Below are 25,164 nucleotides of genomic sequence, written 5' to 3' on the forward strand. Positions count from 1 at the left end.
GGGCTAAGCGGCCCCCACCCTCGCGAAAGATGACGGCATCATGAGCTTTCTCGGCAAGATCTTCACCTGGTGGGACGGCGCCACCATCGGCACCCTGCTCGACAGTTCGCTGAAGGGCGAACTGGTGGGCACCGACGCGCAGGGCAACAAGTACTACCGCTCGCGCAAGCCCTATCCTGCCGGCCATCCGCGCGCGGGCGAGGAACGCCGCTGGGTGATCTACGATGGCGCCAACGACGCCAGCCGCGTGCCCGCCGAATGGCATGGCTGGCTCCACGGCGGCTTTGACGGCGTGCCCGAAAGCAATCTGCCGCCGCCGCACATCTGGGAAGCGGACTACACGCCCAACGCCACCGGCACCGCACTGGCCTATCGCCCGCAGGGCGCGCTGGAACGCGGCGGCAAGCGCGCGCCCGCGACGGGCGACTACGAAGCCTGGTCTCCGGAATAAGCGCCGTCCGGCCCCGATGAACCGTCTTTCCCGGCCACTGCTTCCGCTTGCCGCCTGCGTGGTGCTGGCGGGTCTTGGCGGGTGCCAGCGCCAGCCCGAAGCCGCGCCTCCGCCCGAGGCGACCGAAACCGGCGCGCCGGCGGCGGCGGGATCGGGCGGCGTGGTCGAAAGCGAATACGGCACGCCGGTCAAGGACCGCGTCGCCACGCTGGGCTTCCTCAACAAGCGTAACAACATCACGCAGGTGCTGGTGATGAAGACGGGCGAATCGCGCCGCATCGGCAACGCGATCGTCAAGCTGGCCACCTGCGAGCGCACCGCGCCGTGGGAAGACCCGCAGGAAACCGGGGCCTTCGTTCAGCTGTTTGTCGAAGAGCGCGCGACCACCCAGGAAAAGCTGGCGTGGCACAAGATCTTCTCGGGCTGGCTGTTCAAGAACTCGCCCTCGCTCAACGTCGTCGAGCACCCGGTCTATGACGTGTGGGTCAAGGACTGCGCGATGAAGTTCCCCGGCGAGGAAGACGATCCGGCCTCCGCCAGCAAGGCGGCGAAGCCTGCGGGCAAGCCGAGCACCGCTCCGGTTTCGGCGCCCGCCGCCGCCGCAACGCCTGTCGCACCGAAACCGGCCACCCCGAAACCGTCTGGCGCCAGCACCGACGAGTGAGGCCGCTGCGCGTGGCGCAGCATATCGAGATAGCGTTCCTGCGGAATTTCGACCGCGCCCAGCGAGGCCAGGTGCGGCGTGGTGAACTGGCAATCGAGCAATTCCGCGCCCGATCGCCGCAGGGCCGCCACCAGCCAGGCCAGCGCTACCTTGGACGCGTCGTTCATCCGGCTGAACATGCTTTCGCCACAGAACACGCGGGCGAAGCCCACGCCATAGAGCCCGCCGACCAGCTGTCCGTCGGCCCAGGTCTCGATCGAATGGGCGTGTCCGACCGCGTGCAGCTTGCGGTAGCTTTCGCGGATGCGCCGGCTGATCCAGCTTTCCTCCGCTTCCGGACGCGGCGCGGCACAGGCATCGATCACCGAATCGAACGCGGCGTTACAGGTCACCGTGAAGCGCCCGCGCCGCAGCGTGCGCGCCAGCGAGCGCGACAGGTGGAACCCGTCGAGCGGCAGGATCGCCCGCATGCGCGGCTCCACCCAGAACACCTCGGGATCGTCGCGACTGTCCGCCATCGGGAAAATTCCCGCGCGATAGGCCTTGAGCAGCAGCTCGGGCGGGATGATCGGTTCGTCGGGCGGCGTCATCGTCGTCGAAATGTCTTTGAGTCGGTTGCGCTCGCGCCGTCAACCCACTAAGGGCGCTTTTCCGAGCACAGGAGTGTAGCTCAGTTGGTAGAGCATCGGTCTCCAAAACCGAGGGCCGCGGGTTCGAATCCTGCCACTCCTGCCATCCTCTCCGCCGCGGCGTAGAGAGGTTTTCGTTTCCTTTCAGGCTTGTGCGTCCGCATGGGCGACGCGCGCGCGCCGTGCCCGACCGGTCCCGCGGCACGGCGGCGAAGGGTCCGGACCGGACGCGATCGCGCCGCCGGCAAACCGCCACCTGCCGCCCCGCGAATCGTCGCGATCCGCCACCGCTCTCGCCGCTCTTGCCAATCCGCCGGCTTGCGCCTAGATATCGGCCATCTTCCGACATCGGAATCATCGCCTGCCCCTCCCGGACCTGTCCGGGGCGGCGATGTCCCCTAGGCGGAAGACAGGATTTCATCAGGTAGCGAAAGCGGCAAGGATCATGGCGAAGACCAGCCCCGGCGAATTCATCAACCAGGTACGCGCGGAAGCGCGCAAGGTGGTCTGGCCGACGCGGCAGGAAACCACCACCACGGCGATCTTCGTGGGCATCATGATGCTGATCCTGGCGGTGTTCTTCCTTGGCATCGACAGCCTGTTCGGCTTCGTCGTGCGCTGGCTGCTCGCCCAGGCCTGACGCCCGCCGCTCCCTTCGGCACCCGACAAGACTTCAAGGATTTTCCATGGCCCGCTGGTACATCATCCACGCCTATTCCGGTTTCGAAAACAAGGTGCGCGATTCGATCCTCGCCGAAGCGGAACGGATCGGCCTGTCGCAACTGGTCGAGGCGGTGGAAGTTCCGACCGAAACCGTGACCGAGGTCAAGCGCGGCAAGAAGGTGCAGGTCGAACGCAAGTTCATGCCCGGCTACGTGCTGGCCAAGCTGGCGATGAACGACGACATCTACCACCTCGTCAAGAACACGCCCAAGGTCACCGGTTTCCTCGGCACCAACAACAAGCCGCAGCCGATTTCCGACAAGGAAGCCGCCCGCTACTTCGGCGCGCGCGAACAGGCCGCCGCCGAACCGCGCAAGAACGTGGCGGTCGATTACGAGATCGGCGATTCGGTCAAGGTCAACGCCGGCCCGTTCGCCTCGTTCAACGGCACGGTGGAAGAACTCGATTTCGAAAAGCAGCGCGTGAAGGTCGCCGTGTCGATCTTCGGCCGCGCCACGCCGGTCGAACTGGCGTTCGAGGAAGTCGAACTGGTCAAGTAATTTCACGGACGCGCCGGCAGGCCGGACCGGCGCGCTTTCGCCGCGCGCTGGCCGCTGACCGGAGAGTCCGTTGCTGACCACCCTGATCCTCGCGCTGGCGGCAGCATCCGCGCCGGTCGCGGAAAGCGCCGCGCCACGCCCGCCTGCCCCCGTTCCCGCTTCCGCCGCCAAAGCGCCCGGGGAACTGGCCAGAGAACTTGAACGCCTGCTGGTTTCGCCCCGGTTCGCCGCCGCGCGGGAGGCGTTGCGCGCGGATCATGCCCGGCTGGTCGATGATATCATTGCCCTGACCGAAATTCCCGCGCCGCCGTTCGGCGAGGAAGCGCGCGGCCGCGCCATGACCGCGATGATGCGCGCGGGCGGCCTGCCCGATGCGGCAATCGACGGCATCGGCAACGTCATCGCCACGCGCCGGGGCACGACGGTCGCGCTTGCGCCACTGATCGTGGCCGCGCATCTCGATACCGTGTTCCCGGCCGGCACCGACGTGAAAGTCCGCCGCGAAGGCACCCGCCTGATGGCGCCCGGCATCGGCGACGATACTCTGGGCCTGGCGGTGATGCTGGCGATGGTCCGCGCCATGGACAAGGCCGGCATCCGCACCGAACGCGATATCGTGTTCATCGCCAACGTGGGCGAGGAAGGGCCGGGCGATCTGCGCGGGATGCGCCATTTCTTCGCGCAGGACCCGCGCGCAAAACAGGCGGCCGGGTTCATCACCATCGATGGCGCGGGCTCGGGCTGGATCACCACGCGCGGAGTGGGATCGCGGCGCTGGCGCCTGGTGTTCGACGGACCGGGCGGGCACAGCTTCGACAAGTTCGGCATCGTCAACCCGCTGGCGGCGCTGGCGCGCACCGTGACCGGGCTTTACGGCATTCCCGTGCCCGCGCAGCCGCGCACCACCTATTCCGCCAGCGTGGTGGGTGGCGGCACCTCGGTCAACACGATCCCGGCGCAAGTCTTCCTCGATGTCGACATCCGCTCCGAATCGCCGGCGGAAATCGACCGCATCGATACCGCGCTCCATGCCATCGCCACGGCGGCAGTGGACGAGGAGAACCGCGCCCGATCGACCGACGGCGGCCGGATCGCCGTGACCTTCAAGCCGATCGGCAATCGCCCCGCCGGCACCACGCCCGAAACCGCGCCGCTTGCGGTGATCGCGGCAACGGCGGCGCGGGCGGCGGGGTTCGCGCCGCACTTCGAGCCCCTGTCGACCGATGCCAACGTGCCGATGAACCTCGGGATTCCGGCCATCGCCATTGGCGCAGGCGGTGATGGCGGCGGTGCGCACGCGCCGAGCGAATGGATCGACGTGGCCGAAGACGCCAGCGTGCGCGGCGCGGCGGCTGCCATGGCGACGGTGCTGGGGGCCGCCAACGCGCTGCCGTGAAGCGCGGCATGCCGCGTCCCCACCCCGAAACCCCTTGCATTTCGCGCCATTTGCGCTAGGTGCGCCCGCTTCCGGGCAATCGGGAATCCGTGCGGAAGAGGGTTCGCCCTCGTCTGACCGCTCACTCTGAGGAGCCGGAAATTCCGGTCTCCGACAGGAAGAAAGGAGGCCAGCAATGGCCAAGAAAATCGAAGGTTACATCAAGCTGCAGGTCGCCGCCGGCGATGCCAAGCCTGCACCGCCGATCGGTCCGGCCCTGGGCCAGCGCGGCGTGAACATCATGGAATTCTGCAAGCAGTTCAACGCTGCCACGCAGGAACTTGAAAAGGGCATGCCGCTTCCGACCATCATCACGGTCTATGCGGATCGCTCGTTCACGTTCGTCACCAAGACGCCGCCGGCAACCTACCTGATCAAGAAGGCCATCGGTCTCAAGTCCGGCTCGAAGGCGCCGGGCAAGGAATCGGCCGGCACGATCAAGCGCTCGCAGCTCGCCGAAATCGCCCAGGCCAAGATGCAGGACCTGAACGCGAACGACATCGACGCGGCGACGAAGATCATCGAAGGCTCCGCGCGCGCGATGGGCCTGCAGGTTGTGGAGGGCTGATCCGATGGTGAACCTGACCAAGAAGCAGAAGTCGCTCACGGAAAAGCTGGGCGACAACCAGAAGCTCTATGGCGTTGACGAAGCGATCCAGCTTCTCAAGGACCTGCAGAGCGCCAAGTTCGACCAGACGCTTGAAGTCGCGCTGAACCTCGGCGTCGACCCGCGTCATGCCGACCAGATGGTGCGTGGCATGGTCACGCTGCCTTCGGGCACCGGCAAGGACGTGAAGGTCGCCGTGTTCGCCCGTGGCGACAAGGCCGAAGCCGCTCTCGCCGCCGGTGCCGACAAGGTGGGCGCCGAAGACCTGCTGGAAGACATGCAGGCCGGCAACCTCGATTACGGTCGCGTCATCGCCGCGCCCGACATGATGGGCATCGTCGGCCGCCTCGGCAAGGTGCTCGGCCCCAAGGGCCTGATGCCGAACCCGAAGCTCGGCACCGTCACGCCGAACGTCGCCGAAGCGGTCAAGGCGGCCAAGGGCGGCCAGATCGAATTCCGCGTCGAAAAGGCCGGCATCATCCACGGCGGCATCGGCAAGCTCTCGTTCTCGAACGAAGCGCTGCGCGCCAACTTCGACGCGTTCGTCGATGCGATCGTCAAGGCGAAGCCGGCGGGCGCCAAGGGCAAGTACGTCCGCAAGGTCGGCCTGTCCTCGTCGATGGGCCCGGGCCTGAAGATCGACGTTGCGCAGGTGCAGGGCGGCTGATTTCCGGCTGATCCAGACCCAACGCGAAAAAGGCCGGGGGGCATGTCTCCCCGGCCTTTTTTCGTGGCCATCATAGTATCCGCCAACGCTGGCGCGCTGCCCACCCCAACCCCTCCCGCCAGCGGGAGGGGAGCGAGACTTGCGTCGCCGCCGGCGGCGTTAGTCGCAGCGGGGTGGGCCGTCTGCGCTTTGCATTGGCAAACGATGCCACGGCTTTTTTCGTCAGCGCGCTATCCTTGCCGGCGGCGCTGGTGCAGGAGGCGCGCATGGCCGACGATCCGCTTCGCAGCAATCCGCCTTCCGACCCGGCCGGCAATCCCGTGCGGCGCGCCCGTGCCATGGTGGAAGCCGAAGTCCCCCCGGCCCGGCGCGGCCCCGGCTGGGACCGGCACTGGCGCGAACTGGAAGCCTATGTCGAGGCGCAGGCGGGCGTCTGGACCGGCGCGGGCGCCGGGGAAGAGCCGTTCGCCAGGGACGATTGATCGTTCGGCAGATTGACCGCCTCACCGCGCCCGCTCTAACGCGCCCTATCGCGAATCGCGCGATGCGGAAGGGGCCGCGCGTTGGGGATCACACCGTCCGGAAGGGCCAGGCCGCGATGGCGGCGCGCGTCCACCGCCTTCATGGCTATCGCGATGACAGCGGCGGCGGCGGCTCCCGCACGCGCGACAGAAGCGGACGACGGCCTGCGCGTAACCGGCAACGTGCGCTTGCGCGTGGAGTCGATCGATGGACAGGCGCGCACCGGCTTCGACAGGAGCGATACGCTGGTCAACCTGCGCACGCAGGTGCTGGCGCAATACCGCAGCGGGCCGTTTCGCGTGGTGGCCGAAGTCCACGACAGCCGCGTGTGGAACGCCGATCCCGGCACGCCCGTCACCACCAGCGAGGTGAACACGCTGGAGCCGGTCCAGGCCTTCCTCGGCTATGACCTGGGGCCAATGCTGGGATCGGGCACCAAGGTTTCGGTGCAGGGCGGGCGCTTCACCGTGGCGCTCGGATCGCGCCGGCTGATCGCGGCCGACGAATACCGCAACACGGTCAACAGCAATACCGGCCTGCGCATGGACATCGCCGGGCGGCGCGGCCTGCAGGCCACGCTGATCTATGTCCTGCCGGCGATGCGCCTGCCCGACGATGCCGCATCGCTGCGCAGCGGCAAGGTGGAACTGGACCGCGAGAGCTTCGACGCGGTGCTGTGGGGCGGGATCGTCAGCCGCACCGTCTCGCGCGCGGGCGCGGGGGTGCCGGTCACGGCCGAACTCGGCTTCTTCCATTTCGGCGAACGCGACGCCCCCGGCCGCCCCACGCGCGACCGGTCGCTCAGCACCGCAACCGTGCGCGTGATCGCCGATCCGCGCCCCGGCCATGCCGATGGCGAGGCGGAGGCGATGGTCCAGTGGGGGCACACCCGCACCTCGCTCGCCGCCGCCGCGCCCGAATTGCCGGTGCGCGCCACGTTCTTCCATGCCGATGCCGGCTACACGTTCGGCGGTCCGTGGCGTCCGCGCCTGTCGATCGAGTTCGACTACGCCAGCGGCGCGGGCAGTGGCAGCCGCTTTGGCCGTTTCGACACGCTGTTCGGGATGCGGCGCGGCGATCTGGCGCCTTCGGGCATCTACAACGCGGTCACCCGCGCCAACATCATGACGCCCGGAATCCGGCTGGAAACCGCCCCCGACCGGCGGATGGACCTGCTGGCAACCTACCATCCGATGTGGCTGGCCGATTCGCGCGACAGTTTCGCCACCACCGGCGTGCGCGACGCCAGCGGCCGGTCCGGCTCTTTCGCCGGGCACCAGTTCGACTTACGGCTGCGCTACTGGCTGCTGCCACGCCGCCTGCGCCTGGAGCTCGGTGGCGTGCTGCTGGCCAAGGGCCGCTTCCTGACCGACGCGCCCAACGCGCCGCCGGGGCGCACCACGCGCTACGGCTCGTTCAATCTCAGCGCGCTGTTCTGACCGGGGCCAGGTTGGCACGGGTATAGCATTCCACGACCAGGCTGATCGCGGTTCCCCCAACCAGACGCAAGACCGCGCGGTGCGACAGGACCGTGCTCGCCGGGCATTCGGCCATCCGCCCACGCCGCGCCTCCAGCCGTTCGCGCCGGAAGCCGAGCGGCATGACGACTTTGCCGAACGGCGTGTCGGTCGTCTCCAGCGTGCGGTTCATGTCCGGGGTCAGCCGCGCCGGCACGTACCAGTTGCGCGCGTCGGACAGCACGGTTCCGCCGCACGCCAGCCGGACATGGCGGTAGGCGACCGGCTCGTCCGCCGTCACCCCCAGCGCCTTGCGCACGGCGGGCGGTGACGCATCGTGCGCGTCCCGGTCCGCCATGGCGCGGATCGTCGCCGGTCGGGCGATGCCCCGCGCCGCGCACCATTCGCCCAGCGCCTGCGTCGCGCTGTCGTGCGCGGCCAGCGTGGCTTCGAAGCGGGGTAGCGTGGGGGAGCATCCCGCCACCGACGTCGCCGACACCGCCAGCATGGCCACGGCGCCCGCGCGGTGTACGGTCAAATGCCGCCCGCCACCGCTTCGCGCCCGGTCGCTTCCAGCCCGGCGATCAGCGCCGCCGCGCACGCTTCAAGCTGCGCGGTATCGGTCGACCGGATCACGAAGTTCGCGCCCACCCGGCCTTCGCGGAAGAACGGGTAGCTGCCGATCTGGCACCCGTCGAAGGTCTTCTCGGTCTTGCTGAGAAGCTCGGCGATCTCGCTTTCAGGAACCCAGCAGCCGATCGTCGCCGATTGCAGCGGCAGCCCGCCTTCCAGCGTGCCGGTCAGCCCGTCGAGCATCTGCGCGGTGATGTGCGGCACGCCGGCCATCAGGAACACGTTGCCAATGCGGATGCCCGGCGCGCCCGACATGCGGTTCTCGATCAGGCTCGCCCCCGCCGGCACGCGCGCCATGCGCAGCCGACCCTCGTTCAGCCCGCCGCGCGAGGCGTAGTAATCCTCCAGCACCTTGCGCGCATCGGGATGGATTTCCACGCCCACGCCCAGCGCCTGCGCCACCGCGTCCACGGTGATGTCGTCGTGCGTGGGGCCGATGCCGCCGGTGGTGAACAGATAGTCGTTGCGCGCGCGCAGCGTGTTCACCGCCTCGACGATCGCATCCATCACGTCGGGCACCACGCGCACTTCGCGCAGGCGGATGCCCTGCACGCCCAGCCAGGTGGCGATCTGCGCGATGTTCTTGTCCTGCGTGCGGCCAGACAGGATTTCGTCGCCGATCACGATCAGCGCGGCGGTCCAGATGCGGGTTTCTTTAGTCATCGGGAAGAACCGATACCGCAAACCCGCGCCAGTGCAAGCGCGCCCCGGCCGCGATGCCCCAAAGGCCGCGCGGGGCGGGGACAGACGATCGCTATTCGGCCGCTTCGAGCTGGGGCTGCGCCTGCGTCGCGGGCTGCGCGTGGCCCAGCGCCAGGATGCCGTCCTCGATCGGCGAGGCCTTCATCCACGCCTTGTCGTAAACGTAATCCTGATTGAGCCGCCACGGCAGCGCGGCGGCACTCTTGGGCATGATGCTGAGCGCGCGCTGGAGATAGCCCGACGAGAAATCGAACACGTTGTCCTCGACCAGCCCGTGGTCGGCCGCCAGCAGAGGTGTCGCCACGTGCGCGCCCTTCGCCTTCATCGTGTTGAGCAGGCGGCAGGTGTAATCGGAAATGAGGTCCGCGCGCAGCGTCCACGAGGCGTTGAGATAGCCGAACACGGCCACCAGGTTGGGCACGTTCGAGAACATGCAGCCCTTGTAGTAGAAATGGTCGGCGAAGTTCAGCGGCACGCCATCGAGGCTCAGCGCGATCTTGCCGCCCATGGTCAGGCGCAGGCCGGTGGCGGTGATGATCACATCCGCATCGAGATGGCGGCCCGACTTGAGCTGGATGCCGGTGGCGTCGAAGCGGTCGATGTGATCGGTCACGATATCGGCCTTGCCCGCCTTGATCGCCTCGAACATGTCGGCATCGGGCACCAGGCACAGACGCTGATCCCACGGATCGTAGGGCGGGGTGAAGGTCTTGGCGTCGTACTTGTCGCCGAGCGCCGCCTTGATCTTCTTGGTCAGGTAATCCTTGACCTTTTCCGGCTGGCTGCGGGCGCGCTTGAACACCAGGTTCTGCAGCCGCACGTTCTTGAAGCGGGTGATCGCATAGGCGACCTTTTCCGGCAGGATGCGGCGCAACGCGTTGGCCAGGGCATCGCGCGCGGGGCGGATCGCGTACCACGTGGGCGTGCGCTGCAGCATGGTGACGTGCGCGGCCTTGTGCGTCATCGACGGCACGATCGTCACCGCCGTCGCGCCCGAACCGATCACCACCACGCGCTTGCCCGCGTAATCGAGATCGCGCGGCCAGAACTGCGGATGGATGATCTTGCCGCGGAAATCCTCGCGCCCGGCGAACTGCGCATCGTGCGGCGTGTCGTAATCGTAATAGCCCGAGCCCAGGTAAAGCAGGCGCGCGGTCACGCTCCGGCGCGCACCCGCCTCGTCCTCGGTCACCACCGTCCACAGCGCCCGCGCGCTGTCCCAGTCGGCGGACAGCACCTTGGTGCCGAAGCGGATATGCGGGCGGATGCCGTGCTCGTCGGCGATGCGGTTCAGGTATTCGAGGATCGCCGGGCCGTCGGCGATCGATTTCTCGTGCTTCCACGGCTCGAAGATGAAGCCCAGCGTGTGCATGTCGCTGTCGGAACGGATGCCGGGGTAGCGGAACAGGTCCCAGGTGCCGCCGATCTGTTCGCGTCGCTCGAGGATGGCATAGCTGCTGCCGGGGCATAGCATCTGCATGTGCGCGGCCATGCCGATGCCCGAAAGGCCGGCACCGACGATCGCCACGTCAACGTCCGGCGTGGCGTTGACCGACTGCCCTTCCGGCTTCAACGCGGCTGCACCCATGATTTCACACCCCTCCAGTTTCTGATTGCAACCGAACCTATCGCAATCCCCGCGAATTGCCAGCCCGATTCGCGCCTTCAGCGGCTTGCCGACTCGGCCCGCCGCGATGGACCAGCCAGGGGCGATTGCGCGCGACTGCGGGCTTTGCCACAAGCAGACCCATGCCGATCATTGCGTCCCGCCGCTACAGCCAGGGCCAGGCCCACGAAGTCGACATCGTGCTCGATGGCGTGCCGCGCGCGCCGCTGCCGCCCCAGACGTTCGACTGGATCGGCCTGTGCGAACCGACCGTGGAGGAGATGGAGCGGGTGCGCCGGCAATACGGGCTGCATCCGCTGGCGGTCGAAGATGCGCTCAATCCGCGCCAGCTGCCCAAGGTGGAGGCCTACGGAAAGCAGCTGTTCGCGGTGGCGCGCACGGCCAGCCTGCACGATGGCGAGATCATCTCCTATGGCCAGACCGCGTTCTTCCTGGGGGCCGACTTCATCATCTCGGTGCGCTTCGGCAGCACGCGCGCGCATCTGACGCTGCGCGAGGAACTGGAGGCCAGCGCCGAACGGCTCGCAGAAGGGCCGGACTACGTACTGCACGCCATTCTCGATTTCATCGTCGATGGCTACCAGCCGATCACCGATGGGCTGGAAGACGTGGCGCAGGACATGGAGGAAGCGGCGATCGAATCCTTCCCCGGCCCGGCCACGATCCGCCGCATCTTCCGCCTGCGCCGCCAGTTGCGCCGGTTCGAACGGGTGATCGGGCCGATGCAGGAAATGTGCGAGCGGCTGGTCGAGGCCGACCTGCCGACGATCGACCCGGCCGCGCGCATCTGGTTCCGCGACGTGCTGGACCACGTGCGCCGCTCGATGACGCGGGTGCGCGGCGTCAAGGAAACGCTGGCGGCGATCGTCGAAACCGCCAGCCTGCTGGAACAGCACCGCCAGGGCGAGATGACCCGCCAGCTCGCCGCCTGGGCCGCGATCCTGGCGGTGCCCACCGCGATTGCCGGCATCTATGGCATGAACTTCGAATATATCCCCGAGCTGAAATGGCGCTTCGGCTATTTCCTGGTGTGGAGCGTGATCCTCTCCGTCTGCGGCGGGCTATGGTATCGTTTCAAGCGGATCGGCTGGTTGTGATTTTCAGAATGATGAAAAAGAATGCGGCATTGTGAAAATCACAGCCAGCAGAACGCAGCGCGTGGGTAGCCCACCCCGCTGCGACTGACGCCGCCTGCGGCGGTGCAAGTCTCGCGCCCCTCCCGCAAGCGGGAGGGGACTCGCATATTCTCCCCTCCCGCTTGCGGGAGGGGCTGGGGGTGGGCAGCGTACCACCCTTCCCCAACAGTTCTGTCGCCCATAAAAAAGGCCGCCCGCCCCGATGAGGGGGCAGGCGGCAGGCTCATGCATGCGGAAAAAGGCCGATCGTCAGGCGATCAGAAGGCAACGGTGCCCGAAACCACCACCGCCGCGCCGGCGATCGAGGAGCCGTTCTTGGTCTGCGAGAAGTTCGGCTGGAGGTAGAGCGCTTCCTTGTTGCTGATGTCGGTATCGACATAGGCCACGCCCAGCACCACCGGGCCGACGGCCACGTCGGCGCCCAGCATCCAGTCGGCATACTTGCCCGTGGGCGCGACCGAGGTGCCGTTGGGACCAAGGCCGGCGTTGCCGTCCGAATAGCCGACATGCGCCTTCAGCGTGACCGGGGTGTTGGGGATCGCCGCGCTGGCGTCGGTCCAGACGTAGAGGTTGTCCGACTTGGCGCCCGGCGCATCGGGCACGCCGGTGGCGTAGGACGCCCCGCTCAGATACCAGCGGCCCAGCGATTCCTGCTTGGGCGCATAGGCAACGCCCGCCAGCAAGCTGACCGGGCCGACGGTGCCCGAAAGCTTGACGTAGGGCTCGGCGAAGTCGGTCTTGTCCGCGCCGCCCGGATACATGTACCAGGTCAGGCCCACGTCCACCGTGACGCCACCGATCGGCATCTTGTAGCCGCCGTAGATGTCCAGTTCGGTGTTGGAACCGCCGAAGGTGCCCCAGCCCGAAAGGTTGGAAGCCCAGGTGCCGACATAGAGGCCGCTTTCGTGCGACACGGTCAGACCGGCCTGCACGGCCAGCGCGCGGTCACTCTGCGACACGCCACGGAAGCGATAGTCCGAAACGATGGCGGCAGACCCGGAAACGGTAATGGGCTTGGGGGCTTCCTGGGCCAGCGCGGGGACCGAGAAAGCAAGCGCGGCAACCGCCGCCGCGACACGATAGAACATTGGAACGTCCTCCCTGGACTTGTCTTGGGAACGTTCCGCCTGCGTCCGCCGCGCGCTGCCACTCTGTCTGGTGTGGGGCCGCTTCACGCCGGAGCCGTTGGGATACGCAGCCATTTTTGCCCCCATTTTGCCTTTGTGTAAGGAAACATTGCTGGCTCGCGCGCCGCCGCGCCGGTGGACAATATGGCACGTTCATATTGAGAGAGGCGGGCAACTCTCCTAGTGCGCGCGACGAGCACCGCGCGCAGACCGCGATTCGCTCCAGGGACAGAACTTTTTACGGAAGCGATAGCGATGTTCGGCTGGTTCCAGCGCCTCCTGCCCAAGTCCGGCGATTTCTTCGACATGTTCGAACGCCACGCCGCAACGCTCGTGGCCGCCGCCGAGGCGCTCTCGCGCCTGACCCGTTCGGAAGGCAACGCGGCGGAATACATCGCCACGATCCGCAAGCGCGAGCACGAGGCGGACGATATCATCCGCGAAGTGCTCTACACCGTGCGCCGCACGTTCCTGACCCCGTTCGATCGCGGCGCGATCACCTCGCTGATCGCCGCCATGGACGATACGATCGACGAAATGCAGGCCGCCGCATCGGCCATCGAGCTTTACGAAGTCGCGAAGTTCGAGCCGGAAATGCAGGCCATGGCCGACAAGATCGTCGAAGCCTGCGACCTCATCGCGGAAGCGATGCCGCTGCTGCGCGACGTGGAACGCAACGGCGCGCGCCTGCACCAGTTGACGGAGCGCATCGTCAAGCTGGAAGGCGCAGTGGACCTTGTTCACCAGGCGGGGCTGAAGGCCAACTTCATCACCCGGCGCGGCGATGGCGATCTGGTCGCCTTCATCGTCTCGCGCGAAATCTACAAGCACCTCGAAAAGATCGCCGACGCGTTCGAGGATGTCGCGAACGAGATCGACGCCCTCGTCATCGACCACGCCTGATCGGCCGGCCGGGAACGCGCACCATGCACGAAATCGCCTTTCCGCTGCTGGTCGGCCTCATCGCGCTGGCGCTGGCCTTCGATTTCCTCAACGGGTTGCATGACGCGGCCAACTCCATCGCCACGGTGGTTTCCACGCGGCTGCTTTCGCCGGTACAGGCGGTGCTGTTCGCCGCCGTCGGCAATTTCGTGGCCTACTGGATGGTGGGCCTGCACGTCGCCGAAACGGTGGGCAAGGGCATCATCGACAAGGACGTGGTGACGCCGGCGGTGGTGTTCGGCGCGCTGATCGGCGCGATGTTCTGGAACGTACTGACCTGGGTGAAGGGCATTCCCTCCTCGTCCAGCCACGCACTGATCGGCGGCCTGCTGGGCGCGGGCATCATGCACGGCGGGTTCGGCGCAGTGGAAAGCTCGGGCACCAGCAAGACGATCGTCGCGATCTTCCTGTCGCCGATGATCGGCTTCGCGCTGGCCATGCTGATGGTGCTGATCACCAGCTGGCTGTTCCGCGGCTTCCAGCCACGCCGGGCGGAGCGGGTGTTCAAGTCGCTCCACCTGGTCAGCAGCGCGGCCTATTCGATCAGCCACGGCGGCAACGACGCGCAGAAGACGATGGGGATCATCGCGGTGCTGCTCTATTCCACGGGCACGCTGAAAGGCGAATTCCACGTGCCCGAATGGGTCGTGATCGCCTGCTACGCCGCAATTTCGCTGGGCACGCTCTCGGGCGGCTGGAAGATCATCCAGACGATGGGCAGCAAACTGACCCAGCTCAATCATCACACCGGCTTCTGCGCCTCCACCGCCGGCTCGATCGTGGTGTTCGGCGCCAGTGCCATGGGCATTCCGGTCTCGACCACGCACGCCATCACCGGCTCCGTCGTCGGCACCGGCGCGGCCCGCCGCGCCAGCGCGGTGCGCTGGGGCGTGGCGACGCGCGTGGTCGTGGCGTGGTTCATCACCATTCCCGCCAGCGCCGCCGTGGGCGCCGCGTTCTACCTGCTCACCCGCCTGTTCTGAACGCCGAGCTGTCCTGAGCATAGGCCCGTTCGGGCTTTGACAGCCGGCTTCCCGCGCGACACTGTGCGCCGGCGCGGGGTTTGGCGCGCGGCAACAGGGGCATGGGCATATGACGGTTCGCGCAGGTTTTCGCGCGCTGATGGCAGGCGCGGGGCTGGCGGCCACGGCCCTGCCCCTTGTCCCGCTTGCCACCCCCGCCCGCGCCGCGACCCCGGCGGAAAAGATCGCGGCGATGGACGACGCCGCGCTGTTCGACCGGTTCGGCAAAGAAGTGGTCAAGCTGGGCAAACCCGCCGTCTGCGAGGCCGTGCCCTATACCGACGAGATGGCGCGGCGGCGTCCGGCGCAGCGGCTGATGGCCATTGCCGCGCTGCTCCGTTCCAACTGCGCGCTGTTCCAGGACCGCTATCCCGATGCGCTGCGCGAGGGGGAGGAGGCCGAAGGGTTGGGTTTCGGCCGCGACGGGGACGAACTGCGCGTGCTGGTCGATTTCCTCGCCATGCAGGCCGCCCTGCGCGCGGGTAACGGCGATGCCTATGCCGAGCACCTTGGCCATGTCGCGGCGCGCGGCAACGCGGCGGAGTTCGCCGGCCTGCAGCGGCCCGCCATCTTCGTCGGCCTGCGCACGGCCGCCATCGGTAACCAGGATCGCGCGGTGCTGGCGCTTGCCCGGTCGCCGGCGTTTCCGTCACTCACCCCCGATATGCGCGGCCCCGTGGCGGCCAAGGCACTGCGCCCGGCGCTGGCGGCGGGCGATACCGCCGTGGCAGACATGCTGGTGGGCGAGCTGCGCTTCCCGAAGACTGCTCTCGATATGCTGGTCGACCGCGACTACGAAAACGGCTGGCCCATGCTGGCCCGCCGCGTCGGCCCCCATGCTCAAACGATACTGCTGCAAAGCGTCGAAGCCGCCACGGCCGATCTCGCCAAGGCGCCGGAAGACCACACGGTGCTGTCGCGCCTGGTGGATGCGCTGGTCGATGCCGGACGGTTCGACGAGGCGATCGCGGCGGCGCAGCGGATCGATCACACCGACAAGGGGCTGCGCAAGGCGGGCGAGTACGACGGCTGGATCATCAATGCCGAGGTCCGCGCGCTCGACGCGCTGGGCCGCACGGCCGAGGCGGACGCGCTGTTCGACCGGCTCACCGCCCTGCCCTGGCGCGAGCGCGGCTGGATGGTCAATTTCGTCATCAACCGCGCGGAACGGCTGGTGCGCCACGGGGCGTGGGACCGGGCGGTGCTGGCCGCCGCGCTCGCCACCGAAGTCGCCAACGCGCAGGGTTCGCCCTATGCCCGGCTGTCCGCATCGGCGCAGCGCCTGTGCGCGATGCACCACGCCCAACCCGATCAGGACCAGCGCCTGCTGCGCGAGGCGATCTATGCCCATTGGCGGGATTCGGTTGATGCGGCGGTACAGGCTGCGCAGTGCCTGGGCGATGATGCGGCGGGACGGCAGTTCCTGAAGGACGGCCTCGCCGATGCGAAGATGCGTTCCTACGGGCTCGCGCTGCTCCAGCCAGAAGGTGTGGACATCGTCAGCGATTCCGCCAGCACTGCGCCCCACGCACGCGAACTCATGGACGCCGACGCCGATCTGCGCGCCGCCTATGATCGCGCGGGCCGCGATCTTCCGGAAGACCTGCGCCCCGCGCGGCGCTGACGACGCGATCGCGCGCGGGAAGTGGCCAAAAAGGGCGTGGGATTTCCGGGCATTGCCCCTTGGCAAAGCGCGCGGCGATGGCAGGATGCAGCCTTGTCCATTTCGGCCCGAACCCTTCCGGGGAGAACCTTTTCCATGTCCAGCCGTCCTGCCTTTCGTGGCGCCCTTCGCGCCGCCGCCGCGCTCTCTGTCCTGCTCGCGCCGCTGCTGCCAGCGCCCGCGCTGGCCGGGCCGGCCGAGGACGCCGCCGTCGCGCGGATCATCGACGAAGGCATGAACCGCAGCGCGGTGATGACCACCGCCAGCCAGCTGATGGACGGCATCGGCCCGCGCCTCACCAATTCGGAAAACCACCGCAAGGCCGAACGCTGGGCGATGGACGTGCTGCGCGGCTATGGCCTGGCCAACATCCACGCCGAACCGTTCAACTTCGGGCTGGGCTGGAACGCCGATGGCTGGTCCGCCGCGATGGTCTCGCCCCGCCCGCTTGCGCTGACGGCAATTCCGGTGGCGTGGTCGCCGCCGACCACGGGCGCGGTGCGCGCGCCGGTGATCGTCGCGCCGATGAGCCGGGAAGAGAACTTCGCCGAATGGAAAGGCAAGCTCGCCGGCCGCATCGTGCTGGTCTCGCTGCCGGGCGCGACCAGCGAATCCAAGGACCCGGTGTTCAAGCGCTATACCGATGCCGAGATCGGCGAATTCGACAAGTTCGACCAGCCGCGCTTCGATCCCGAAGCCGCCGCGCTGCAGATCCGCAACCGCAGTTTCCTGCGCAAGCTGACCGAATTCCTCAAGGCCGAAGGCGCGCTCGCGCTGGTGCGCATGAGCTATCGCGACGGCAAGCTGGTCCATGGCGAAGGCTATGACTTCGTGCCCGGCAAGACGCTGGCCGTGCCGGCGATGGAACTGGCGCAGGAGGATTACCGCCGCCTCGTCCGCCTGGCGAAGACCGGCGCCGCGCCCGAGATCGAACTGAACATCGAGGCGCGCTTCGACGACAAGAACCTGATGGCGGAGAACGTCATCGCCGAAATCCCCGGCACCGATCCCAAGGCGGGCTATGTCATGGCCGGCGCGCATTTCGACAGCTGGATCGCGGGCGACGGCGCCAACGACAACGGTGCCGGCAGCGTCGCCGTGATCGAGGCCGCACGGCTGATCGCCAAGCTGGGCGTCCGGCCGAAGCGCACTATCCGCTTCGCGCTGTGGAGCGGCGAGGAACAGGGCCTGCTCGGCTCGCGCGCCTATATCGAACAGCACCTTGCCTCGCGCCCGGTCGATCCCGCGCTGACGGGCATCGAATCCTATGTGGCGTGGCGCAACGCCTTCCCGATCACGCCGAAGGCCGAATACGCGGCGCTGAAAGCCTATTTCAACATGGACAACGGATCGGGCCGGTTCCGCGGCATCTATGCCGAGGGCAACCTGGGCGCGGGCGCAATCCTGAGCGACTGGCTGGCCCCGTTCAAATCGATGGGCGCGGGCCGCGTCGTCGCGGAGAAGACCGGCGGCACCGACCACGTCTATCTCCAGTCGATCGGCCTGCCCGGCTATCAGTTCATCCAGGACCCGCTCGATTACGACAGCCGCGTCCACCATTCCAGCATCGACACGCTGGACCACATGCGCGCGGACGACATGCGCCAGGCCTCGGTGATCCTGGCGGGCATGCTGTGGCAGGCCGCCAACAGCGACAAGGAACTGCCGCGCAGCCCGCTGCCCACGCAGCCCGCGCCGACCGACCCGTTCAAGGTGGCGGACCCGAACCAGTAGAGCGCGATGGATCGCGTCAGGCGATCACGCCGTAGAGGTCGTGCGCGTCGGCGTCCTCGATCCGCACCTGCGCGAAATCGCCCGGCTTCAACGTAGCGGGCACGTTGCGCAGATAGACCGCGCCGTCGATTTCCGGGGCGTCGGCCTGGCTGCGCGCGGTCGCGCCCAGATCGCCGTCCTCGTCCGGCTCGCCCACCTCGTCCACGATCACCTGGATCGTACGGCCGACCTTGGCGGCGAGCTTGGCCGCGCTGATCGCCTCGGTCTTTTCCATCAGACGGGCGTAGCGTTCCTCCTTGACCTCCTCCGGCACCGGATCGGGCAGGTGGTTGGCGCTCGCGCCGTCCACCGGTTCGAAGCGGAAGCCGCCCACACGGTCGAGCTGCGCCTCGTCCAGCCAGTCGAGCAGGTACTGGAAATCCGCCTCGGTCTCGCCGGGGAAGCCGACCACGAAGCTCGACCGGATGGCGATGTCGGGGCACACTTCCCGCCAGGCCTTCAGCCTGTCCAGCACCTTGGCCTCATTCGCCGGCCGCTTCATCGCGCGCAGCACGCTGGGGCTGGCGTGCTGGAACGGGATGTCGAGATAGGGCGTCACCAGCCCTTCGGCCATCAGCGGGATCACCGCGTCGACATGGGGGTAAGGGTACACGTAATGGAGGCGCACCCATGGCGTTTCGCCCTGCGGGGTGCGCAACTGGCCCAGCTCGCGCGCCAGATCGGTCATGTGGGTGCGCACGGGATGCCCCTTCCACTGGCGCTCCTCGTGCCGCACGTCCACGCCATAGGCCGAGGTGTCCTGGCTGATGACCAGCAGTTCCTTCGTCCCCGCCGCCACCAGCTTCTCCGCCTCGCGCAGCACGGCGTCGATGCGCCGGCTGGCCAGCTTTCCGCGCAGGCTGGGGATGATACAGAACGCGCAGGCGTGGTTGCAGCCTTCGGAAATCTTGAGGTAGCTGTAATGGCGCGGCGTCAGCTTGATCCCGCCCTGGTCGTCCAGCGCCTGCGGGATCAGGTCGATATACGGCCCCATGCCGGGCGGCGCGGCTTCGTGCACCGCTTCCACCACCGCCTCGTACTGGTGCGCGCCGGTTACCGCCAGCACGTCGGGGAACTTCGCGCGGATCAGCTCGGCCTCGTTGCCCATGCACCCGGTCACGATCACGCGGCCGTTCTCGGCGATCGCCTCGCCGATCGCGGCCAGGCTTTCCTCCTTGGCCGAATCGAGGAAGCCGCAGGTGTTGACCAGCACCACGTCCGCCCCGGCATAGTCCGCGCTCATGGCATAGCCATCGGCGCGCAGGCGCGTGAGAATGCGTTCGGAATCGACCAGCGCCTTGGGGCAGCCAAGGCTGACCATGCCGACGCGCGGCGCTTCGGGAAGCGTGATGGGGGAATTCTGGGATGTCATGGCGACCGCGCCTTACGCGGATTCGCGCCGCCCGTCATCATGCGGCATCATCATTCGGCGTCATCAGCCATCATCGCAGCGCCCGCGAATTGCCAATGTGACGTCATCTCGCTACCGTCTCGCGAGGCGGGAAGCGAGGAAAGAGCAGAATGGGTCCGGTGAACTGGCTGGCGGTGTTTCTCGCTATGCTTGCCGCGCTGACGGTGACCGCGGTGTGGTATGGGCCGCTGTTCGGCCGCGCCAAGCTGGAAGAGGTCGGCCCCGGTGGCCTCGGCACCCGCACCGCGCCCGCGCGCACGCTGGCGATCACGGCCGCGCTGCTGCTGGTGACGGCATCGATGATGGGGCACATGTTCGCGCGCGTCGGCCCCGAAACGCTGGCGGTGAAGCCCTGGCTCTATTTCATGATGTCGGGCGGCCTTGCCGGTGCCTTCGTGATCCCGTCGCTGTGGATCAGCTATACCCAGCAGCGGATTTCCACCCGCCTCGCGCTCATCGACGCCGGATTCTGGATGGTCGCCTACCTGGCGATGGGGCTTGTGTTCTTCCTGATCCACTGATCGCTGGCGACGGTTAGGCCATGGACGCGCCGACAGCGCCATCGGTCGGCGCGGTAGGCACGATTTCCACGATCATGTCGCCAGGCGCCAGTTGCCTGCTTTCTTCTTCCCAGAAGCCATAGGCCTTGCCCGCGCGATAGATGCGCAAGCCCTGCCCGCCGGATGCCAGGCGGGTCAGCGGCCGGCCCACTTCCTCGTCGCGCACCGGTCGCTCGACAAGGTGGACGCGCCCGGAAATGGACGCGAGATCAGAAAGATAGCCGGCCGTGTGCTGCCCGTGCGCGGTGCCGGCCAGCAGTTGCCCGGTGAAGCGCACCGGGTTGATAACGTTGGTGGCGCCCGCCTGCTGCGCCAGCACTTCGTTGTCCGCGGCGCGAACCACGGTGCTGATCGGCACGCCGGGCGCCAGATGCCGCGCCGTCAGCGTGATGAGGATCGAGGTGTCGTCGCGCCCCGCGGAAATCAGGATGGCGCTGGCCCTGGCGATGCGCACGTCGATCAGCGTGGTGTCGCGCGTGGCGTCGCCGGGCAGCACGTTGCACCCCATGCGCTCGGCTTCCGCCAGCCGCCCTTCCGCCCCGTCGACCACCACGATCGTCGCGGGATCGGTGCCGCGCGCGATCAGTTCGGCGACCGCTTCGGAACCCGATATGCCAAAGCCCAGCACCACGACGTGACCCGACAGGGCATTCTGGATCTGCGCCATGCGCCACCTCTCCCAGCTGCGCTTGATGATGAAGTTGTAGGCCGTGCCCACGAAGATGAAGATCACCGCCAGGCGGATCGGCGTGACGATCACCGTTTCGATCAGCCGCGCCCGGTCGCTGACCGGCGCGATGTCACCGAACCCGGTCGTGGTGATGGAAATCATGGTGAAATAGACCACGTCGAGGAAACTGACGTGCCCGTCGTGGTTGTCGGCCAGCCCTTCGCGGTCGATCCAGTGGATCAGCACCACCAGCGCCAGCAGCGCGAAGGCGGCCGATAGCCGCAACGCGATGTCGGCCCACACCGGAACCCGGATCAGCCGGCGCAGTGCCTGGTGCCCGACCGGCCTCACAGCCGGACTGGCAGGTACACGACCGGATCGCGCGGATCGTTGTCGCGGCGCAGTTCGAAGTGCAGCGTCGGCCGCTTCGCCTCCCCGCTCTTGCCGATGCTGGCGATCGCCTGCCGGGCCTTTACAACATCGCCCTCCTTCACCCGCACCTGCCCGAGATAGGCATAGGCGGTGACCCAGCCCTGTCCGTGATCGATGACGATCAGCTGGCCGAAGCGCTCCGGCTCGTTGCCGGCAAAGATCACGGTGCCGGCACCGGCGGCGCGCACCGTCAGCCCGGCGTAGGCGGCGAGATCGATGCCCCGGTTGCGCTGGCCGGAAGCGACCGACCCCGATGGAACCGGCGTGCCGAAGCGGCTCAGCACCGCGCCCGATACCGGCCAGGACAGCGCAGGCGCGCCCGCCTCGCGCACATGCGGGGCCGGCGCGGGGCGCAAGGGCGGCGCCGGGCGCGGCGCTGGCGCGGGCCGGGGCGTCGCCTTGGGTGGCGTCGACGTCTGCGGAGCCGGCGTCGGCACGGGGGCCGGGCGCCAGGGCACCGGCATCGGATCGGGCCGTTTCAGCACCTGCCCCACGCGGATGATATAGGGCGAAGGAATGCCGTTGGCCCGCCCCAGCGCTTCCATGGTCACGCCCATGCGCTGCGCGATGGCGCGGAAGGTATCGCCCGGCTGGACTTCGTAGGTCCAGGCGATGATCGGCGCGCCAGCCCCGGAGCCGGCGGCGTTCTGGGCGAACGATGGCGCGGCCGGCGCCGCCGCCAGCAGCAGCGCCGCGAATCCGGCGGCCGTTCGCCGCGCGCGCATCAGCCCTGCGGCACCAGCCGCGTCAGCCCGCCAAGGTAGGGGTGCAGCGCGGCGGGCAGGTCCACCGATCCATCGGCCTGCTGGCCGTTCTCCAGCACCGCCACCAGCGTGCGCCCGACCGCGAGGCCCGACCCGTTGAGCGTATGGACGAACTCGGTGCCCTTCTGCCCTTCCGGGCGATAGCGCGCGTTCATCCGCCGCGCCTGGAAATCGCCGCAGTTGGAACACGAGGAAATCTCGCGGTAGGCGCCCTGCCCCGGCAGCCAGACTTCGAGGTCATAGGTCTTGCGCGCGGTAAAGCCCATGTCGCCGGTGCACAGCAGCACCTTGCGATAGGGCAGTTCCAGCGCCTGCAGCACGCCTTCGGCGCAGGCGGTCATGCGCTCGTGCTCGGCCTCCGAATCCTCGGGCCGGGTGATCGAGACCAGCTCCACTTTCTCGAACTGGTGCTGGCGGATGAACCCGCGCGTATCGCGCCCGGCCGCACCGGCTTCCGAACGGAAGCACGGAGTCAGCGCGGTCATGCGGATCGGCAGCGCGGCCTCAGCCAGAATCTGCTCGCGCACCGCGTTGGTCAGGCTGACTTCAGCGGTGGGAATAAGCCAGCGGCCGTCGGTGGTGCGGAACAGGTCTTCGGCAAACTTGGGCAACTGGCCCGTGCCGAACACCGCCTCGTCCTTCACCAGCAGCGGCGGGATGCATTCCAGATAGCCGTTCTCGCCGGTCTGCCGGTCCAGCATGAAATGCGCCAGCGCGCGGTGCAGCCGCGCCATCCCGCCCTTGAGGAACGTGAAGCGCGCGCCCGAAATCAGCGCGCCGGTTTCGAAATCGAGCCCCAGCGCCGGGCCGAGATCGGCATGTTCGAGCGGGGTGAAATCGAACGCGCGCGGCGTGCCCCAGCGGCTGACCTCGACGTTCTGCGCCTCGTCCTCGCCCGGCGGCACGTCGTCGGCCGGGCGGTTGGGCCATGCCGCCAGCGCGTCGGCGAGCTGCGCGGTCAGCCGGCGCTCCTCGTCCTCCAGCACGGGCAGTTCGGTCTTCAGCGCGGCGACTTCGGCCTTCAGCGCCTCGGCCGTGTCCTTGTCGCCCTTGCCCATGGCCGCGCCGATCGCCTTCGACGCCTCGTTGCGGCGGGCCTGCGATTCCTGCATCCGCGTCGCCACATCGCGCCGCGCGCTGTCGAGCGCGAGGATGGACTGCGCCACCGGCTCCACGCCCCGGCGGGCAAGGGCGGCGTCAAAAGCGGCGGGGTTTTCGCGGATCAGGCGGATATCGTGCATGGTCCGGGGCTATGCCGTCTCGGCGCGGCCCTTGCAACCCGATCGGGAAAAGGCCGATCGGAGAAACGGGGACGTCTATCGCCGGGGGCAGGTGTTCACGCCGATCAGCGAATAGAGCGGGCAAACGCGGAACAGCCCGGTCAGCAGCGGCACAAGGCCGATCCAGCCCCAGCCCGTTTTCGGCCCAACGAAGACCATCGCGATCAGCACCAGCCCCAGCACGATCCGCAGCACGCGATCGATGCCGCCCACGTTGAAGTTCAGCATGAAACCTCTCCTCCAGTTGCCGCGCCGTTCTGGACGCAAGGAGAAGCGCGGGCATTGATGCCCGTCAAAGCCGAAATGTCGTGAGGACCAGGGAAGTGGTGGGCGCGACAGGGATTGAACCTGTGACCCCACCCGTGTGAAGGGTGTGCTCTACCGCTGAGCTACGCGCCCACTTCCGTTGCGGAAGCGCGCCCTTAGACATCCGCGCGTCAATTGACAAGCGGGGAAAGCGGGATAGAGGCGTTTTCCCATGAACGACCACGCTTCCGACCAGACGCCCGAAACCGCAACCGGCACCCCGACCACTGGCGCGGACGTGCCGCCGGACCGGCTGGCCATCAACCCGCGCAGCGCGCATTTCGATGCCGACAAGCTGCGGCGCGGGGTTGGCATCCGCTTCAAGGGCACGGTGCGCACCAATGTCGAGGAATACTGCATTTCCGAAGGCTGGGTGCGCGTGCAGGCGGGCAAGACCATGGACCGCAAGGGCAACCCGCTGACGCTGAAGCTCAACGGCCCGGTCGAAGCCTGGTACGAGGATCTGGGCGAGGACGCGCCGGTCGCGAAAGCCTGATTTCCGGGTTCGCCTGCGCGAACCCGATCATCCCCTACCCCGGCAGGAGCCGACTCCGCTCCGCCACCACGATTCCGGTCAGCCAGTCCTTGAACGCGCGCACGCGGGCAAGGTTGTGCGTGTCCTTGTGCGTCACGACCCAGAACGAGCGGGTAATGCGCCGTTCGGGCAGGATCGGCACCAGCGCGGTATCGTCGTCGCCAATGAAGCAGGGCAGCACGCCGATGCCGGCCCCGGCCGCGATCATGCGGTATTGCGTGATGATCGACGAGCTGCGCAACGCGGCGGACAAGTCGGGTTCGATCTCCGCCAGATAGCGCAGCTCGGGCGCGAACAGCAGATCGGGCACGTAGCCGACCAGCCTGTGGCGCGCGGTCAGGTCCGCCGGGCGTTCGGGCGCGCCGTGCGCCGCAAGGTAGGTGGACGAGGCATAGAGCCGCAGCGCATAGTCCGATAGCTTGCCCGCGATCACCGGCCCGGCGCGCGGGCGCGAAAGCGTGACGGCAAGGTCCGCCTCGCGCTTGGACGGGCTGAGGAACCCGGTGGAGGCGACAAGGTCCACCATCAGGCGCGGGTGCGCTTCGGTGAATCCGTGGACGCGCGGCGCGACGAACCAGGTGCCGAAGCCTTCGGACAGGCTCACCCGCAGCAGGCCCGAAAGCCCGCCCGATACGGCCGCGCTTTCGGCGATGCGGCTGGCGGCCTGCTCCATCGCCTCGACATCGACGAGCATCGCCTCGCCCGCCTCGGTCAGCACCTGCCCTTCGCGCGTCTGTTCGAACAGCGTCGCGCCGACGCGCGCTTCCAGCCGGCGCAGGCGGCGGCCCATGGTGGTGGCGTCCACCCCCATCGCAGATGCCGCGCGCGCCAGCTGCCCGGCGCGGGCGATGGCGAGGAAGGCCTGATAGTCGTTCCAGTCGGGAGCCTGCATCATTGCAGGTAGAACTCGCACAATCACCGGTTGC

The 25,164-nt window shown here is 68.0% G+C and carries 26 protein-coding genes, 2 tRNA genes and 1 pseudogene; 17 read left to right on the forward strand and 12 right to left on the reverse strand.

Going from position 1 to position 25,164, the window contains the following annotated elements:
* The first annotated feature begins 40 nt into the window (after window positions 1–40).
* Together FA702_RS09745 and FA702_RS23155 are read left to right on the forward strand one after the other, a co-directional pair.
* On the forward strand, window positions 41–451 hold the full coding sequence (locus tag FA702_RS09745; protein ID WP_136955995.1) for an NADH:ubiquinone oxidoreductase subunit NDUFA12: 411 nt from the start codon (window positions 41–43) through the stop codon (window positions 449–451).
* 253 nt (window positions 452–704) lie between these two features.
* Window positions 705–887 (forward strand): annotated as a pseudogene (locus FA702_RS23155) (DUF2155 domain-containing protein); the annotation flags it as partial.
* 35 nt (window positions 888–922) lie between these two features.
* Here the strand turns inward: FA702_RS23155 and aat are convergent.
* Entirely contained in the window at window positions 923–1,705 is a 783-nt protein-coding gene (gene aat, locus FA702_RS09755; protein ID WP_168196043.1) for a leucyl/phenylalanyl-tRNA--protein transferase, read from the reverse strand.
* Between the two features lie 69 nt (window positions 1,706–1,774).
* On the opposite strand from aat, the gene FA702_RS09760 reads away from it, so the two are divergent.
* The 8 genes from FA702_RS09760 to FA702_RS09795 all read left to right on the forward strand — a co-directional run bounded on the left by FA702_RS09760 (window position 1,775) and on the right by FA702_RS09795 (window position 7,637).
* Window positions 1,775–1,850: transfer RNA gene (locus tag FA702_RS09760), tRNA-Trp, on the forward strand.
* Between the two features lie 339 nt (window positions 1,851–2,189).
* Complete coding sequence (gene secE, locus FA702_RS09765; protein WP_136955996.1) at window positions 2,190–2,384, forward strand: preprotein translocase subunit SecE; 195 nt, start codon at window positions 2,190–2,192, stop codon at window positions 2,382–2,384.
* 46 nt (window positions 2,385–2,430) lie between these two features.
* Window positions 2,431–2,967 (forward strand): transcription termination/antitermination protein NusG, encoded by a 537-nt coding sequence (gene nusG / locus FA702_RS09770; protein WP_124809668.1) that lies wholly within the window; start codon window positions 2,431–2,433, stop codon window positions 2,965–2,967.
* 70 nt (window positions 2,968–3,037) lie between these two features.
* Window positions 3,038–4,363: a M20/M25/M40 family metallo-hydrolase gene (locus tag FA702_RS09775; RefSeq protein ID WP_255504512.1), complete on the forward strand. Its 1,326-nt coding sequence runs from the start codon at window positions 3,038–3,040 to the stop codon at window positions 4,361–4,363.
* 175 nt (window positions 4,364–4,538) lie between these two features.
* The gene (gene rplK / locus FA702_RS09780) at window positions 4,539–4,970 is read left to right on the forward strand and encodes a 50S ribosomal protein L11 (protein WP_136955997.1); all 432 of its coding nucleotides are present in this window, start codon (window positions 4,539–4,541) and stop codon (window positions 4,968–4,970) included.
* Window positions 4,971–4,974: 4 nt separating this feature from the next.
* Entirely contained in the window at window positions 4,975–5,676 is a 702-nt protein-coding gene (gene rplA, locus FA702_RS09785) for a 50S ribosomal protein L1 (RefSeq protein ID WP_136955998.1), read from the forward strand.
* 266 nt (window positions 5,677–5,942) lie between these two features.
* Window positions 5,943–6,158: a hypothetical protein gene (locus FA702_RS09790; RefSeq protein ID WP_136955999.1), complete on the forward strand. Its 216-nt coding sequence runs from the start codon at window positions 5,943–5,945 to the stop codon at window positions 6,156–6,158.
* A gap of 153 nt (window positions 6,159–6,311) precedes the next feature.
* Complete coding sequence (locus FA702_RS09795) at window positions 6,312–7,637, forward strand: alginate export family protein (protein WP_255504513.1); 1,326 nt, start codon at window positions 6,312–6,314, stop codon at window positions 7,635–7,637.
* Here the strand turns inward: FA702_RS09795 and FA702_RS09800 are convergent.
* The 3 genes from FA702_RS09800 to FA702_RS09810 form a co-directional block, all read right to left on the reverse strand.
* A complete protein-coding gene (locus FA702_RS09800) occupies window positions 7,621–8,193 on the reverse strand; it encodes a hypothetical protein (RefSeq protein WP_255504514.1) in 573 nt (190 codons plus the stop codon). The two genes, FA702_RS09795 and FA702_RS09800, sit on opposite strands and share 17 nt — an antisense overlap.
* Window positions 8,190–8,951 (reverse strand): molybdopterin-binding protein, encoded by a 762-nt coding sequence (locus FA702_RS09805; protein WP_136956001.1) that lies wholly within the window; start codon window positions 8,949–8,951, stop codon window positions 8,190–8,192. The genes FA702_RS09800 and FA702_RS09805 overlap by 4 nt, the downstream gene beginning before the upstream one ends.
* Before the next feature lie 91 nt (window positions 8,952–9,042).
* Window positions 9,043–10,578, reverse strand: coding sequence for an NAD(P)/FAD-dependent oxidoreductase (locus FA702_RS09810; RefSeq protein WP_136956002.1), 1,536 nt, complete (start codon window positions 10,576–10,578; stop codon window positions 9,043–9,045).
* 161 nt (window positions 10,579–10,739) lie between these two features.
* Between FA702_RS09810 and FA702_RS09815 the strand changes: the two genes are divergently transcribed.
* Window positions 10,740–11,714: a magnesium and cobalt transport protein CorA gene (locus FA702_RS09815; RefSeq protein WP_136956003.1), complete on the forward strand. Its 975-nt coding sequence runs from the start codon at window positions 10,740–10,742 to the stop codon at window positions 11,712–11,714.
* A 296-nt stretch (window positions 11,715–12,010) separates the two neighbouring features.
* Here FA702_RS09815 and FA702_RS09820 read toward each other — a convergent pair whose 3' ends face one another.
* Entirely contained in the window at window positions 12,011–12,841 is an 831-nt protein-coding gene (locus tag FA702_RS09820) for a TorF family putative porin (protein ID WP_125954433.1), read from the reverse strand.
* A 294-nt stretch (window positions 12,842–13,135) separates the two neighbouring features.
* On the opposite strand from FA702_RS09820, the gene FA702_RS09825 reads away from it, so the two are divergent.
* From FA702_RS09825 to FA702_RS09840, 4 genes are all read left to right on the forward strand, one after another.
* Window positions 13,136–13,783: a DUF47 domain-containing protein gene (locus FA702_RS09825; protein WP_124809659.1), complete on the forward strand. Its 648-nt coding sequence runs from the start codon at window positions 13,136–13,138 to the stop codon at window positions 13,781–13,783.
* Window positions 13,784–13,806: 23 nt separating this feature from the next.
* Window positions 13,807–14,805 carry an inorganic phosphate transporter gene (locus FA702_RS09830; RefSeq protein WP_136956004.1) on the forward strand — a complete coding sequence of 333 codons (999 nt, stop codon included), beginning with the start codon at window positions 13,807–13,809 and terminating at the stop codon, window positions 14,803–14,805.
* Window positions 14,806–14,914: 109 nt separating this feature from the next.
* A complete protein-coding gene (locus FA702_RS09835; RefSeq protein WP_136956005.1) occupies window positions 14,915–16,468 on the forward strand; it encodes a hypothetical protein in 1,554 nt (517 codons plus the stop codon).
* Between the two features lie 135 nt (window positions 16,469–16,603).
* Window positions 16,604–18,241, forward strand: coding sequence for a M20/M25/M40 family metallo-hydrolase (locus tag FA702_RS09840; protein WP_136956006.1), 1,638 nt, complete (start codon window positions 16,604–16,606; stop codon window positions 18,239–18,241).
* 16 nt (window positions 18,242–18,257) lie between these two features.
* Here the strand turns inward: FA702_RS09840 and rimO are convergent, their stop codons facing one another.
* Complete coding sequence (gene rimO, locus FA702_RS09845) at window positions 18,258–19,652, reverse strand: 30S ribosomal protein S12 methylthiotransferase RimO (RefSeq protein ID WP_136956007.1); 1,395 nt, start codon at window positions 19,650–19,652, stop codon at window positions 18,258–18,260.
* A 149-nt stretch (window positions 19,653–19,801) separates the two neighbouring features.
* Between rimO and FA702_RS09850 the strand changes: the two genes are divergently transcribed.
* Window positions 19,802–20,212, forward strand: coding sequence for a DUF1761 domain-containing protein (locus tag FA702_RS09850; RefSeq protein WP_210417526.1), 411 nt, complete (start codon window positions 19,802–19,804; stop codon window positions 20,210–20,212).
* Window positions 20,213–20,225: 13 nt separating this feature from the next.
* Here the strand turns inward: FA702_RS09850 and FA702_RS09855 are convergent, their stop codons facing one another.
* The 5 genes from FA702_RS09855 to FA702_RS09875 form a co-directional block, all read right to left on the reverse strand.
* Entirely contained in the window at window positions 20,226–21,272 is a 1,047-nt protein-coding gene (locus tag FA702_RS09855) for a TrkA family potassium uptake protein (RefSeq protein WP_136956008.1), read from the reverse strand.
* The gene (locus tag FA702_RS09860) at window positions 21,269–22,078 is read right to left on the reverse strand and encodes a M23 family metallopeptidase (protein ID WP_136956009.1); all 810 of its coding nucleotides are present in this window, start codon (window positions 22,076–22,078) and stop codon (window positions 21,269–21,271) included. The genes FA702_RS09855 and FA702_RS09860 overlap by 4 nt, the downstream gene beginning before the upstream one ends.
* Window positions 22,078–23,358 (reverse strand): serine--tRNA ligase, encoded by a 1,281-nt coding sequence (gene serS, locus FA702_RS09865; RefSeq protein ID WP_136956010.1) that lies wholly within the window; start codon window positions 23,356–23,358, stop codon window positions 22,078–22,080. Before serS ends, FA702_RS09860 begins: the two co-directional genes overlap by 1 nt.
* 75 nt (window positions 23,359–23,433) lie before the next feature.
* A complete protein-coding gene (locus tag FA702_RS09870; RefSeq protein WP_210417527.1) occupies window positions 23,434–23,625 on the reverse strand; it encodes a DUF2892 domain-containing protein in 192 nt (63 codons plus the stop codon).
* Between the two features lie 96 nt (window positions 23,626–23,721).
* Window positions 23,722–23,796 (reverse strand) — tRNA-Val (locus FA702_RS09875).
* 79 nt (window positions 23,797–23,875) lie between these two features.
* On the opposite strand from FA702_RS09875, the gene FA702_RS09880 reads away from it, so the two are divergent.
* The gene (locus FA702_RS09880) at window positions 23,876–24,199 is read left to right on the forward strand and encodes a DUF3297 family protein (protein WP_168196044.1); all 324 of its coding nucleotides are present in this window, start codon (window positions 23,876–23,878) and stop codon (window positions 24,197–24,199) included.
* A gap of 34 nt (window positions 24,200–24,233) precedes the next feature.
* Here the strand turns inward: FA702_RS09880 and FA702_RS09885 are convergent, their stop codons facing one another.
* On the reverse strand, window positions 24,234–25,130 hold the full coding sequence (locus FA702_RS09885) for a LysR family transcriptional regulator (RefSeq protein ID WP_136957342.1): 897 nt from the start codon (window positions 25,128–25,130) through the stop codon (window positions 24,234–24,236).
* Window positions 25,131–25,164 lie beyond the last annotated feature (34 nt).

The organism is Novosphingobium sp. EMRT-2, assembly GCF_005145025.1.
Lineage (GTDB): Bacteria > Pseudomonadota > Alphaproteobacteria > Sphingomonadales > Sphingomonadaceae > Novosphingobium.